The organism is Candidatus Latescibacterota bacterium, assembly GCA_019038625.1.
Lineage (GTDB): Bacteria > Krumholzibacteriota > Krumholzibacteriia > Krumholzibacteriales > Krumholzibacteriaceae > JAGLYV01.
Genome location: JAHOYU010000212.1, coordinates 1 through 14,133, shown reverse-complemented (window position 1 = coordinate 14,133; position 14,133 = coordinate 1). Strand labels below are relative to the sequence as shown.

Below are 14,133 nucleotides of genomic sequence, written 5' to 3'. Positions count from 1 at the left end.
GTGGTGTACTAGTCCAACGATTTTAATCTGTTCTTCCCAGTCCTCGAGGTTCCCTGTGCCTTCCATTAATGTCGTCCAACACCAAAATCATGTTTCCAATGGACAGTTGAACTTGGTGCCCGTAAAGGGGGGAGATATTTTGGGGAATCGGGTTAAGAAGAGTGTGATCTTGAAGACTCCAGCCTGATCTAAGGTAGCCGAATCCCACGGTGGTAGAAAGATATAAACGGAGAGTGCTTACACCTCAAGCGGCCCGTCGGAAATACCGATGATGCAAGCCACCAACCATCGGTTCTGCTTGGATCATTCCAGAATCCGCCGACTCAACGGGTCTTGGCTCAGGGCAATCCTTCTCGAGGCCGAGGTGGGTGCGAGATTCATGATAATATTTGAAATACTCTTGTAGTACTTGCCGCAGGTGTTTTTCATTTAAGATAATCGTATGGTCCAGACATTCCCGCCTGATTGAGCCAATCAATCGTTCGATGTATGGATTCTGCCAGGGTGAGCGAGCTGCAATCAGCACTTGCTTAATGCCCATTGATTCAACCCTGTTGCTGAACTTTTTTCCAAATTTGTCATCCCGATCACGAAGCAAGTACTTTGGTGCAGTATCCCAAGGAAAAGCTTCCACAATCTGCTGACCAGTCCAAGCGGCAGTCAGGGATTCAGTGATGTTGAAATGAATGATCCTTCGTCGATCGTTCGATAGAATGAGGAATACAAACAACACTCGAAATGTCGCTGTAGGCACTGTAAAGAAGTCAATCGAGACAATATCCTTGGCGTGGTTCTTAAGGAATGCTCGCCAGGATTGGGAGGGAGGTTTCAGGCGGCGTACCATATACTTCGAGACGGTGGCTTGGCTTACCTTGATACCGAGTTTGTGCAGTTCACCGAGAATCCTCGGCGCACCCCACAGCGGATTTGCCCGTGACATGGTACGGATAAGATTGCGGATCTCTATGGGAACTTTCCGTCTTCCCGGCCATCTTGGCCGGCTCTTCCATCTCCAGTATAGTTTGAATGCTTTCCTGTGCCACCGGATGACGGTCTCGGGTTGGACCATGGTCAACGGCTTTCGCCAGTCGGGCCAGATGTGGGAAAGGATAATCCAAAGTGTTCGATCCCTGGTCGTCAAGCGAGGTCTTTTAGAATTACGTCTGAGAACTTCGAGTTGATGGCGTAGCGCGAGGTTTTCCAAGGCAAGTGCACGGTGCGACCTCAACGCCGAAAATACGGTGCGTAGAAGTAAGAATAACATGCGTTTTATATAATACTCGAATCAGCGTAAGTGCAAGTATTGTAAGGCGGACGGAATAAACAGAAGGCACAGGATGCGATTATTCACCAGAGTGTCCATTAGCTTTTCACTTGACTGTATCTCAGTTTGGCTGACGGGCTACACACTAGCTTTTTACTTGACTGAGTCTCAATGTGTCTGACAGGCTGCAGTTGTATGTGATTTTGACGAAGAGGATCGTTTAGCCTTGATAGGGAGCTCAGGAAATGATGAATTCAGAGAAAACGACAGATAAAGAACTTAGAGATTTTAATAAAAACAGAATTTCTACGGTTATAAAGAATTTCAAAAAGAGACGTATGAATGCTTATTACGCAGAAGATGAGCTTTCTGCGAATAATTTAGTGTTTGAATTAATTGAACAGTTCAAAGGCGCGATCCCAGATTGGAAAGGTGAAATTGGTATAGCTGATAGTACTACATTGCACCAAATCGATCTTTTTGAGAGATTGGCGAAAGAAGATTTAACTGTATATAATCCTTTTGATAGACTGGAGGATGGCAGATACCGTGTGTTTGAAGGTCAACCTAATGAATGGTTGCCCAAAGATGTTTATATACCTCTTTTTAATAAAGTATTTGAAACCATGCGCCGAGCATTGGCGACGGATGTGTTCATCGCTGGCGCGAATGCCATTACACGAAAAGGTGATATTGTATCAACAGATGGTGTGGGCAATAGACTCGCTGGCGTGATATTTGGACCTAAAAAAGTAATTATGGTGGTTGGCAGCAACAAGATTGTCGGCACAATTGACGAGGCGTTGGATAGAATTAAAAACATCGCAGCACCGTTGAATCATATACGACACGCAAATAAACATGATATTCAGTTCAATAAACTTCTGGAATTACCCTGTGTCGAAAAAGGGTTCTGTCACGAGTGCAAGCATCCGAATTGCACACGCAGATGTACAATGATTTTACAAGGTCCGGTTGAGGATATGTACAAAGATAGAATCCATTTAATAATTGTTGGAAAAAGTTTAGGGCTGTGACTTGTTGGTGGGGACCCAGCCGTATGGGGAGTTGTCCTTCCCATTAATGTCATCCGAGTTAAAAATATGATTGAAATTAACCATTCAAGGAAAATAGCTGCCCAGAATATAGAAATATTTTAAAATTGAATTAAGAAATGTCTGGTCTTAGAGATTCTGCTCTGTTTCTGGGCAAACGAATCTCACTCAGGCAGAAAAAACTAACAAAGATAGCTCACTCCTCAAGCAACTTTGCGATAATACCGATGATGCAATCTTCCAACCTGTCCCTTCTGTTTATTCCGTCTGAATTGCTATTCTTGCACTTAGCGGGTTCCTTGAAGCCGGCCATAGAGACTCCAAATCAGAGAGTGGTGTACTAGTCCAACGATTTTAATCTGTTCTTCCCAGTCCTCGAGGTTCCCTCCAACGCAGATGTTATGCTGTAGGAGTCCTCGGTGTCGCAATCGAATCTCATTGAGTCAAACTATGGCTTTCCCCGGTGCTGAGTGCTCTCGGTTAACACAAAAACCCCCATTTCGCCCAGTTTGGGGCTCCAGGAAAACTCAGAACATTCCGAAGAGGGTTACGAATGGGGAGCCAATTTTCTTCTCACGTCAGCCATACAACGAAGGTTCCACATTGCTATTTGATCGAGGAGACAAAACGGTCTTTATATTTGCTGAGTAATGTGTTAGCATAAATGTAGTTGGGAACTTCCTGGCATATAGTGGAAGGAAAGCCGGTTGAGCTTTGGAGGGTGAGCTATGCAGCCGCACCATTGTCGAATATTGATTTTGAGCTTCTTTGCGTTGACCTTCATGATCACACCTGCTCTCGCGTATGAGATCATGCTTGATATCGACACCGATAACGATCCCACTACCATCAATGTCACTACTGAAGATACCAGCGCTGTTGTCAAGGTGATCCTCTGGCCGACGATGCCGGATGAAATAATCGGGCTCGTCACTTTTGGTCTTGGCGGCGAGTGCCACGGATGCCCTCCGAACGACATTAATGGGGTCCAGACTTATGGCACATCGTTCGATCTGCCTGTCGAGGGGCCGTGGGTAACGGCGCCGGGGTTCGATAGCGAGGCTGCCTATGCGACGTATCTTGGCTGCCTGGGCAATCCAGGCTATCATCTGTTGTTGTCGTTCGAGCCACAGGATGGCTCGACTGTGATTCTGAATCAACCGATTTTTCTTGCCGAATTCAATGCCTGGAGAAGCGATCCACCCGTCCTTGACGGCTGCACACAGCCTTCTAGCTACCTCATGGCCATGCCAGGTCAGGGGGAGTGGTGGAACTACGTACTTCTTGGTGGAGCTGATGGGCCCTTCGCCACGGAGGTCAGCACCTGGGGAAAAATCAAGAGCATCTATCGCTGACATTTACGGACCAGGTAATTCCTTTACTCTCAACATAATTGTTCTAAGGTCGTCCTGTTTGAGGAGCCAATAAAAAAAGGGCTTTTCCATAAGGAAGAGCCCTTTTAATTCAGGTTGCCGACCTGGTCTAGTCTTCATGCAGACTCTTGATCGCTCCCCATGAAGAAGACTGGGTAGCAATCGTCGATATCGGTACGAGGATTATACGTGCAGCCTGGGTAGTCTGTGCCAACCACGTTTCGCCTCCATCGACAGATAACTCGGTGTACACGTCGAAGAAGCTGTCAATCTGATACAGCCCACCACCCAGGTCTGTGATTGCAGTTTGACCTGGAGACGCCAATGTCGGGCTCTCCCGGAGCTGGATATTATAACTTCCGGCAGTGCCCGAGAGTGACATCGCTGCGATTTCTGCTTCGAACGTCCCGGTCGTATTGCCGATCTTGCCGTATGTGACTGTGGTCACCGGACCAGTAAGAGTGACAGACACCGGGCCAAGACCGAAGTCCATTGTGGCATCCCAGAAAGAGTCGAATGTTTCATGTTCGTCGGCACCAACGGCTGTCCGTATCACACTCTGGAAGCACCTGTGGCGAACGGTGCTCATTGAAATAGGACCAGAATATGAGGCGAATAGCCCTGTCCCCGCGTAGAGGCTGATAAGGCTCTCGCAGTCAGGTGGATCCGGCTCTGGCGGAAGATTGGGGTCGGAGAGTACGACTTGCGCTCCAGCCTCGGATACCCACCCGGCGCTGAGCGCCACAATGCAGATCCCTACCAGCAGGAAGACACTGCGAGTCAACATTACCAAAGGTCTCATGACCTCTCCTTTCTGTTGGAAATCTTCGAGTCCAAATGGGCAAAACTTTTATTAAGGTCGATCCCTTAAGCACTTATTGTACATCAATGTCACTTAAAAGTCAATTCCGTGTACACGGGAACTCGATTGGAGAGGGTTTGTGAAACGTTCAGATCGAGGAACCAATTTGCTTACACGCAGATTATTCTTCGAATATACTCTGACGCTGGCTAAGAACAGGTAGTAATCATAATGACCACCATGGCTGCGGCCTCTGCTGCTTCGATTGCCTCTTTGGTGGCTTTCCCGGCCATCTCGCCGTTCTGGATCTTTTCGATTCGCTTTTTGCGGCCTTTCAACTGTTTCTTGTTGAATGTTAACTTCAAGAGGTCTGAGCCGTTCGCTAATGACACGAGAACTATGGTGCGCGGATCAAGCGAGGTGGCTTCGGTAAAAATGGCCTTGCGCAAGCGCTCGATCAGCTGTCGCTCCGGCTGAGGGTTGACTTGAGGATAGATCTTCCGGGTGAATATCAGTAAAACTTTATCTTCGTCGGCTTGCAGGATGCCGCGGCTGCACAACTGTTCCGCCACGCGATGATTGAGCTTCTTCAGGCCTGCGAACCGGGTTACCCAGGTTTTCATTGAGGCACGCCTCTTCGTGTTGGCTATTCTCGCCAGGCATTCATCGATCACGGGTTCGCCTACCTGTTTGGATGAGACAAGATTGACGAGCTTCTTCTTGGACTTCTCCACCGCGATGCGTCCGTCCAGTAACAGTTCGGCGAGAATGGCTCCACCTATAGCGTATTTGTACTTGGTTCCACCAGCTGTGGTGCCCTCCTTGTCCCGCAGGGCAAGGAGCATGATTTCTTCGTGCAGGAAGAGAGAGTTCTTCGATATCATTCCGACAGCCCTCCTAGGAAAAACGCTGCAATTTGAAGACATAGATTCAGATAACCTAAAAATATTATCAGAGAAACCAGTATTTGTCTAAAGTTAGTATTGACCGGGTCAATCCGATTCTGTCCGTCCATAGTCGGAATTCAAACGATATCAGTAATGACTGGAGCTTAGACAAGATCTCGATTTATCGATGTAATTATAGTTGATTAAACGGTAGACTTCGGGTGTAGGATAGAAAGAAGGAGGAATTATGAAAAAGTACACACTTCTGATCGTTTGCATGGCAATATCTTTGCTGCTCGTAACGAGCTGTGCCCTGATTGATGTCACTCCTGCCCGCACGCCAGATACGGACGGCGATGTAGCTGGTTTCTGGAAAGGTCTCTGGCATGGCTTCATTATGCTGTTCACGTTCATCATCTCGCTATTCAAAGGCAACGTGGGGATTTACGAGTTGAACAACTCCGGAAACATGTACAACCTTGGTTTCCTGCTGGGTGTGATGATTTTCTTCGGTGGCAGCAGTGGTGGAGTCTGCTGCAAGAGTAAGTAACCGCCTACTAAAGGGAACCGACTTTTTCAGGGGCTTTTTCGGTCTCGCAACAAATTTGGCTAGTGGAAAATAATATCCGCCATAGCTGGTAATTGAATATCCTGCTAAAAATAATATTAATGAACTTTTCGCCGTTTCAGCGACTATATATTCATGGAGCGACAATTCCGCATCCGCGGGATTTGCAGAAATGGTGTTCGTGATATTCAGGAGGAGAACATGCTTTCACTAAAAATTCCCATAATTGTAGTCTGTGTGGTTGTGCTTGCCGGCAGCGTATCTGGCTGTACCAAAACAGTTGAAGAAATTTCCAGGCCTGAAAAAGTACAGAGCCTGAGAATTATCTCGTATGATCGTGAAACCTATGTTGATCTGGCGAGGCGATGGAAAGAGTACTACGATGTTTTTCCGTCCGAAGATGCATATGGCAACTGGATGTCTGCGGCTCGTTATGCGAAAGACCCTGATTACAGAGAGCTCCTGGATAAGGGGCTTTCCAGGTATCCCGCAAACCCTGTTTTGCTCTTCCTTTCCGGAATATTATGTCACGGTGCTGTGGATAACACGGAAGGGATGCAATATCTTGAACGGGCAGTAGCAATGGACCCATCATACATTGATCCATGGTTCGCTCTCGTCATACACTATATGCAGCGCGATGACATGGAAGAAATGGATGTTGCATTGCGTCACCTCATCGAGAGGAATGCGATTTCGGATGTGGTCATGGATTTCTCCTTCAATATGCTCGCCGGCTTGCATGACAACGCGATTCTGATCACTAATGGAGATAATGACACATACCCTGGATGGATTCTCACGCGCTTGATGAACTACAGGCCGGATGTTCAAATCGTAAACCGTTCGTTACTCAACGCCGAATGGTACCCCCTCAAGGTGATAAGAGAAGGTGTCCCACGCTTCATTACGAGTGACGAGCTGAACGAGTTGAGAGCCGATACAGAGCCACCATTTAGCGACACACTTATTGTTCGCCTGGTCAAGGCTGCAGAGAGAGAAAAACGTCCTGTCTATTTTGCGGCGACTTTAGGGTCTTCCCAGGCACTCGATCCCATAAGGAGATCCGGCATTATTCTCGGTCTTGCTACCCTGGTCAGTGAATCCACTCTGTCACTTTCAGATGAAATCAACCAGATCGCCAAAATCTGGATAGATGAATACCGCACTGTCGGCCTGGATGGTTGGGGGATTAAATACGCCACCGAAGGTCACAGCGACAAGTGGATGGCATACAACTATGCGGCTTCGCTCTCTCAGATGATTGAATCCCTGGAAGTCCACGCTCCGAAGTATAGGCTGGACCTGTTCCACTGGTATTGCGATCACATTGCCGATATCACGCCACAACAGCATTATGATTTCATGAATCTGATGTGGTGTCGTTTCTCGGACATCCCGGAAATAGATTCCTGGTGCCGCAAGAAAGGCTATTTTGAATGAATCTGGACTGGAGTCAGCTGGATCTCGCCAGACATGGCGATGAAACAGCCTGGCGTTCTCTTGTTGATCGTCACTCGCCCCGTCTCCTGAAGATGGTGGTACTGATAACGGGATCGCCGGCAGCGGCGCAGGATATTATTCAGCAGACCTTCCTGGATCTGTATCGCAAAGGGCCGAGACATAACCATGGGAGTTTCCAGGGCTACCTTTCTACAGTCGCTTATCATCAGGCAATAAAGGAAAAGCGCAGGGTGAAAAAACTCCAGCCGTTTGGCGCTGTTGACATGCCATCTTGTAATTGGACACCGCTCGATATTGCACTCGCAGAAGAGAAAGAACGCATTATATCCGATGTCATCCAGTCGCTGGAAAAAAGCCACCGGGATATTCTCATCCTGAGATTTTATGGTGAGCATAGCTATAAAGAGATTGCCGGGATTTCAGGCCTTCCGCTTGGCACCGTGAAATCAAGGATATTCAACGCTTTAAAGAAATGCCGCATTCTGCTACGTGAAAAAGGAGATTTGAAATGAGTCACATCGATGACGATCTGTTGATGAAGATGGCGCTTAAACTTCTTGAAGAAGGGGAAGAGTCAGTTCTGCATGAGCATCTTTCCGAGTGTAGCGATTGCAGTGTGCGGCTCAATCTGATACGGCGAGACATAGAATTGATCAGTTCGCTCGAGCCGAGAGTCGAGAGACCGATGATCCCCCTTCCGAGGGCTCGAGGCCTACGAACAACAGCCTGGCTCAGAGTGGCTGCACTGTTTTTAGTTGGTTTTGTAATAGGGTACGGTGTCTCACTGCTTTCGGAAGACCGAGTAGTATGCATTGTTCCATCTCGTGTCTATGCACCTCAGCCACTGCAAGCCTATCCGAGCTTCACGTCTTGTGAATCTGTGGACTTGGCCATCGAATTTTATTCGGAGGGTAAAAGAGATTCGGGTTCCCGCTGAATATGTGCCGGTAGACTTCGATTGATAGTTGTGCCTCATTATTCATAGTCCAAGCCTCTTCATGAACACTCTCTGCTTTGGAGAGCTCTTGTCTGCTTCGGAGAATTCCACTAACTGTAAAAATAGCATCGCGGATGGAATAAATGGGAGGCACTGAATCTATTGTAGGGGAAAAGCCGTTGTTCCATGATGGATGTTATGATATAGTATTCTTGCGATGCGAGAAAGCGTCTCTTGTTAGCGGCTCAAGAAAATCTACATTCATTAGATGGTATACGTTGTAGCAATATAGAATAGGGGAATATCGTGCATTTAAAACAATGTCTCGTAATGGGTAGGGCTCTAACCTGCTGTTCTATTCTTTTCTTTTCAGGCTGCTTGAATGAAAAGCCCGAAATGCCGGTCATGACTCAACAGAATGGAAACGTGGCTGAAAATACAGAAGAAACACAAGGCGCCCGGGATGTCGATAGAATGCAAAACAGTCATATCCAGGAATCTTGGATTTCAGAATATCCAGTTGAAATTGTTAGGCCGAGAATGGATTCGCGACGCTATTCGCCTCTTCTCGAAGATGCGACGATAAGCCCCGATCAGCTTACAAAGAGTCTATGGATGTGCAAGTGTATCCCAATCACTAAGGAAGTATACATACCAGCCGTAAACATAGAAAAGGCTGACATTCTTTTCTGTATCGATCTGACAAGTAGCATGGACGGAATAGTCTTAGATCTAAAAAATGAAATAGATGACATTATCAGCCAACTGGGCCTTCTCGTTCCGGATCTCGCATATGGATTAATTTCTTTCGAGGATTATTATCTGGAAGATTACGGTTCTTACTGCGGTTACCGGTGCTGCGAAGGTTACGGATCTTCCATGGACCTTCCATATCGATTGAACCAGCCGATCTCTGCTGATGCCAATTTGACGAAGACAGCTGTTGCCGGCCTAGTGTGTGGTCATGGCGCCGATGGTCCGGAATCATATTCAAGGGCGTTATATGAAACATATGCGGATCCCGCCATCTCCTGGCGCACTGACTCAAAGAAAATTGTTATCAACTTCGGGGACTACCTGCCACACGATTGTGACGTATATCAATGCATCGGAGGAGCGGTAATCTCCCAGGGAGTTGATCCGGGACGCAATGGAATCCCGGGAGATTCCGATGACCTGGCAATACTAGATGTGATCGATGGAATGGCCGAGAATAATATTACCCTCATACACGTTTGTTGCGGTTACATAACACAGACTTTGGATGTCTGGGACTGTTGGGCAGGCATGACACCCTCCGGTTCGGCCGTGGACTATCTCACCTATCCTGGAACCCTCACAAACCTGATTCATGAAAAAATAGGCGCTGTTAGTGGATTAGATGGCCCCCTGACACTACAAACCGATCCGCAGCACGCAGACTGGATTGTCAATTTGACCCCTGCAGCATACGAAGATTTTACGCTACCGGGCACCTTTACCTTCAATTTTGATCTTTGTATACCATTCAGAACAGATGAGGGTGTACATCAATTTGATATCTGTGCGGTATGCAATGAACAGGTAGTGGCATGTGAACATGACGTTATTACAAATTTGGGCTATTATAGTCCTTTGCCGAATATCTACAAGATCGAATATAGCACAGTTAATTTCAGTTGGTCATCCTGGACTATACGCATTTGCCTCTTCAATAGCAGCTCTCATGTATTTTCCAATGCCGAGTTGCAAATAGTTCATATTGCCGGAGATCCTGCAAATGAACTGTCGATTACCGATCCATACTGCAACTACCCGCTGCTTGACGAAAAAAGCTGCGGAGCAACTGGCGATGTATTCGACATTGACCTGACCGACTGGCATAGATACGAATCTTTTGTCGTTGGCATGCAATTAATTTTGAGGGATGATTGCGGAAATGGATATTCATACAATAAAAGTTTGATATTACAATTGAATCCCCCCAAATACATGCCTTGGCCATATCCAATCTATGAAGACAGCAGCCAGGAATGCATGTTTTAGCTTCTTGTGGTTGCTAATATAAATTGGCTCCCCATAGTGGACGACTTCAGACCTGTGCGAAAGAAACTCATTACATAATATGGGAAAATCGCTTGACATTATAGTATTAGTATCATAAGATACTAATACAAGCATGGTGTGGGCCCAATATTCGGTTTCTTGGAGCCCTACACCTTAAATAGTGGCTATCTCCTTGTGAATAAACAGGTTTTCGATTATCGAATCCGTAGCGTCACAGGGGGAATAGTCCTCAGTAGTGGTAGACAGCTGTAAAGGATGATTTTGAAATGAAGCGAATCAATTCTGATGGATGCAGATGCACTCGCCAGTGCGGCGATAGCATCATCAAAAACGTCTTGTTCCCGGCGGCCACCGTTGTGCTGATGCTGGCGTTCGCCGCATCGGGCTGTTCCAGCTCTGCCAGCAAGCAGTCCGTGCAAGAGTCCGGGAAGAAATCCGAGCCTGCCCTGAGCGAGTCTGAACGGCGTATAAACGTTGAGTCCTTCGAGAATGTCTGGCAGGTCGTTAACGATACTCACTGGGATCAGGAATTTGGCGGTGTCGATTGGGCTGAAGTGCGAAAGACGCACAAATCCCTGGTCGCTGCAGCGTCGACTCAGGCTGAGGCGCGAAAATTTATAAGGCAGGCCCTCGGGGAACTTGGTGAATCTCACTTCTACGTCATTCCGGCCGAACTTTACGACGATATGACCGGCGGGCCTCGCGGGAGAGGAGACTGCGGTCTGCGCTTGCGCGTCATCGATGGCCGGGCTGTTGTCGTGAAGGTAATTCCCGGTTCGTCTGCTGAGGAAGCCGGTATCCAGCCGGGGTGGGAGGTGCTGGCTTCTCGCGACAATCAATTGAGACCCTTTATCGAAGAACTTTCGATTGAATATGCAGATTCACGGACCATAACTTCGAAGCTCTCTATAGCAGTGCGCGGCAAACTGCGAGGCGAAGTCGGTGATGAATTGCCCCTGCGCCTCATCGACGGCGAGGAAAAGGAATACGAGTTGAAGCTTCGCTTGACCGAACCTTCCGGCCACAAGGCAGTCTTCTCTAATCTGCCTCCTGCCTGGGTCGATATCACCGCGAAGCGGCTGGAAGGCGACTTAGGTTATATTTCTCTTAACACATTCCTGGATCCTACATTCACGATGGGCGAGTTTAACAAGGCGATGACCCAATTTCATGATTGCAGCGGCGTCGTGCTCGATTTACGCGGCAACGGAGGAGGTATCGCCGGTATGGCCCCCGGTATAGCCGGCTGGTTCATGAAGGAGAAGGGCCAACGTCTTGGGAAAATGATTACGCGCGACAGCCACGTGAACCTGATCGTGCGTCCGAGGTCGAAGGGTTACTACGGACCGCTGGCAATCCTGATCGATGGTCTCTCCGCTTCCACGTCGGAGTTCCTTGCCGCCGGTCTGCAAGACCTTGGCCGAGCGCTCGTTTTCGGCAGCCGTTCGGCCGGCGCTGCCCTGGTGGCCAACATGATCCGCCTGCCTAACGGCGATGGCTTCGAATACGCTTTCGCCGACTACGAATCCACGGGCGGTTCTCGCATCGAAGGTAACGGCATCACTCCCGATGTCGAGATAGTCTATGTGCGTACATCGCTGCTGGCTGGCGAGGACGCTGCTCTGACAGCTGCTATCGACTGGATAAATGAATCACATTAACATCTGCACTTGGAGGAAGAAATGGACCTGAACAAGATATATCGGACTGCGAAACGCCGAATCCCCGGCCTGCTTTCAGGAACGATCCCGTTTCTGCTCATTCTGTTTGTCGCCGCAACAGCTCAGGCCGACCTGCCCGGCGGCGAGAAGGTGATGCAGGAGAGTATCAAGGCCCTGGGAGGAGAGAAAGCACTCGCAAGGCACCACAACTGCATGATGAAAGGCAAGATGGCGATGTCTGGTATCGAGATGACAGCGATTACTTATAGTGCCGAACCTGATCTCAGTTACACTCGATTCGAGTCCCCGATGGTCGGGAAGTTTGAGTCGGGCTGTAACGGTGATGTGGCCTGGGATCTTTCGGTCATGCAGGGCGCCAGTGTGAAGGAGGGCAAAGAGCTGGAGGAAGGGCTGTTCGATGCTATTTTCAACCCAGAGCTTCACTGGCGGGACCGCTATACCGACATCGAAGTACAGGCTGAGGAGGAAGTCGAGGGGATAGCCTGTTATAAAGTCCTGATCACACCGGTCGTGGGTGATGTGGCCACAGTTTATTACGACAAAAAGACCTGGCTGACCATGAGAATAGAGAAGGTCACCAACTCGCCCAATGGCAGCATATCAGTTGTGAACAGCCTCTCTGACTATCGAATGGTCGATGGAGTAAACGTGCCGTTCAAGATGAAAATGGTAATGATGGGAGCCCAGGAGATGACCGTGACCTATGAATCCGTGGAATTCAACGTGGAGATCCCGGAGGGAACATTCGACCTGCCTGCGGAGATCCGGGAATTGCTTGCCGACGAGCAGACGCAGGAAGAGAATTGAGAGCCGACATGAACAGCGAGTTCGATCCACGCCCTCTGCAATCCCTCGGATTTTCGGAAATCGAGGCTCTCATCTATGGGTACCTCGTTGAGAACTCCCCGGCTACGGGTTACCGGATCAGCCACGCAATCGGGAAACAGCCGGCAAATACCTACAAGGCCATTGCGTCTCTTGAGGAGAAGGAGGCGATAGTTATCGAGGAGGGTGAGAGCAGGTTGTGTCAGGCCTTGCCTCCCGATGAACTGCTCGATAACCTGGAGAGGCGATTCCGACTAAACCGTCTGGAGGCTGACCGTGAGCTGAAATCGCTCTCATCGCCCTCGATGTATGGCGGCCTTTTTCATCTGAAGACCATCGAACAGGTGATTCAGCGAGCCAGAATCATGGTGGACGCTGCGAATGAAATCATACTGTGCGATCTGTCTCCAGGCCCGTGCAAGTATCTGGCCGGGGCCCTGAGTGAGGCTGCGGCCTCAGGTGTGATCGTCGCCTGCCATGTCTATGCCGGCGAGGAAATAGAGGGGGTGCACACGCTTCAGTTCATCGACTCCGATCCCGCGCTGGATGATTGGCCGGGGCAGCAAGTCAGCATCGTCGTCGACAGCGTGGAACACCTGCTGGGCCTGCTCGCAATGGATATGAAAACAGTGCACGAGGCAGTCTGGAGCAGCAGCAACTTCCTGTCCTGCATGCACCACAACAACATAGCGGCTGAACTCCAGGCGATCAGCCCGATGTCGAAGTACTCTGGGCCGTCAGACGATGTCGACAAGATCCTGGGGCGTATCAGCCTGATGCAGTTCCGGCCGGCAGGACTGAAGAAACTGATCCAGCGTTTTGGTTCTGGTGACGCTTTAAGGGGGAAATGATTCGGTCGGAGAGCAACGATTAACCTGGAATGGAAGGAAGAAGATGACAAAGTCGGTAGTGCTTGTTTCCCTGGTTATCATTGTTAACGCCTGCCTCTGGGGCTTCACGATACTCATGGTCGCCCACACTCTGAAGGGAACCGGCGCCTATCAGGAGATCCAGAACATTCTGGGTGCGGGTGCGGGTATGTCAACAGTGATTATCGGTGGTGGCCTGGGAGGTGTCGTGCAAGCGCTGAGGGTGAAAAAACAAGACCCAGACGCAGGATGACCTGGCATTGAAGTTCATCTCGGATATGCCGACACATCCGTAAAGTTGATAAGTATCATATGATATCCCCCTTATTAGTATTTGAGTATTTGGTGAGCCAATATTTAT

14 protein-coding genes are annotated in these 14,133 nt (G+C 48.8%); 11 read left to right on the top strand and 3 right to left on the bottom strand.

What is annotated here, in order from left to right; all coding sequences use genetic code 11:
* Positions 1-244: 244 nt before the first annotated feature.
* Positions 245-1,075, bottom strand: coding sequence for an integrase core domain-containing protein (locus KOO63_14340; protein MBU8922993.1), 831 nt, complete (start codon positions 1,073-1,075; stop codon positions 245-247).
* 434 nt (positions 1,076-1,509) lie between these two features.
* On the opposite strand from KOO63_14340, the gene KOO63_14335 reads away from it, so the two are divergent.
* Both KOO63_14335 and KOO63_14330 read left to right on the top strand, forming a co-directional pair.
* Entirely contained in the window at positions 1,510-2,301 is a 792-nt protein-coding gene (locus KOO63_14335) for a lactate utilization protein (protein ID MBU8922992.1), read from the top strand.
* Positions 2,302-3,047: 746 nt separating this feature from the next.
* The gene (locus KOO63_14330) at positions 3,048-3,674 is read left to right on the top strand and encodes a hypothetical protein (GenBank protein ID MBU8922991.1); all 627 of its coding nucleotides are present in this window, start codon (positions 3,048-3,050) and stop codon (positions 3,672-3,674) included.
* 127 nt (positions 3,675-3,801) lie between these two features.
* Here the strand turns inward: KOO63_14330 and KOO63_14325 are convergent, their stop codons facing one another.
* The gene (locus KOO63_14325; GenBank protein ID MBU8922990.1) at positions 3,802-4,494 is read right to left on the bottom strand and encodes a hypothetical protein; all 693 of its coding nucleotides are present in this window, start codon (positions 4,492-4,494) and stop codon (positions 3,802-3,804) included.
* Between the two features lie 209 nt (positions 4,495-4,703).
* On the bottom strand, positions 4,704-5,378 hold the full coding sequence (locus KOO63_14320) for a GPP34 family phosphoprotein (GenBank protein MBU8922989.1): 675 nt from the start codon (positions 5,376-5,378) through the stop codon (positions 4,704-4,706).
* 250 nt (positions 5,379-5,628) lie between these two features.
* Here KOO63_14320 and KOO63_14315 point away from each other — a divergent pair, with 250 nt between their 5' ends.
* From KOO63_14315 to KOO63_14275, 9 genes are all read left to right on the top strand, one after another.
* The gene (locus KOO63_14315; protein MBU8922988.1) at positions 5,629-5,931 is read left to right on the top strand and encodes a hypothetical protein; all 303 of its coding nucleotides are present in this window, start codon (positions 5,629-5,631) and stop codon (positions 5,929-5,931) included.
* A gap of 219 nt (positions 5,932-6,150) precedes the next feature.
* A complete protein-coding gene (locus KOO63_14310; GenBank protein ID MBU8922987.1) occupies positions 6,151-7,392 on the top strand; it encodes a hypothetical protein in 1,242 nt (413 codons plus the stop codon).
* Positions 7,389-7,925: an RNA polymerase sigma factor gene (locus KOO63_14305; GenBank protein MBU8922986.1), complete on the top strand. Its 537-nt coding sequence runs from the start codon at positions 7,389-7,391 to the stop codon at positions 7,923-7,925. The genes KOO63_14310 and KOO63_14305 overlap by 4 nt, the downstream gene beginning before the upstream one ends.
* Positions 7,922-8,350, top strand: coding sequence for a hypothetical protein (locus tag KOO63_14300; protein ID MBU8922985.1), 429 nt, complete (start codon positions 7,922-7,924; stop codon positions 8,348-8,350). Before KOO63_14305 ends, KOO63_14300 begins: the two co-directional genes overlap by 4 nt.
* A 396-nt stretch (positions 8,351-8,746) precedes the next feature.
* Positions 8,747-10,375: a hypothetical protein gene (locus tag KOO63_14295; protein MBU8922984.1), complete on the top strand. Its 1,629-nt coding sequence runs from the start codon at positions 8,747-8,749 to the stop codon at positions 10,373-10,375.
* Between the two features lie 377 nt (positions 10,376-10,752).
* The gene (locus tag KOO63_14290) at positions 10,753-12,057 is read left to right on the top strand and encodes a hypothetical protein (GenBank protein ID MBU8922983.1); all 1,305 of its coding nucleotides are present in this window, start codon (positions 10,753-10,755) and stop codon (positions 12,055-12,057) included.
* 21 nt (positions 12,058-12,078) lie between these two features.
* Positions 12,079-12,885, top strand: a complete 807-nt coding sequence (locus tag KOO63_14285) for a hypothetical protein (protein ID MBU8922982.1) — start codon at positions 12,079-12,081, stop codon at positions 12,883-12,885.
* Positions 12,882-13,754 carry a hypothetical protein gene (locus KOO63_14280; GenBank protein MBU8922981.1) on the top strand — a complete coding sequence of 291 codons (873 nt, stop codon included), beginning with the start codon at positions 12,882-12,884 and terminating at the stop codon, positions 13,752-13,754. Before KOO63_14285 ends, KOO63_14280 begins: the two co-directional genes overlap by 4 nt.
* Before the next feature lie 43 nt (positions 13,755-13,797).
* Positions 13,798-14,025 (top strand): hypothetical protein, encoded by a 228-nt coding sequence (locus KOO63_14275; protein MBU8922980.1) that lies wholly within the window; start codon positions 13,798-13,800, stop codon positions 14,023-14,025.
* Positions 14,026-14,133 lie beyond the last annotated feature (108 nt).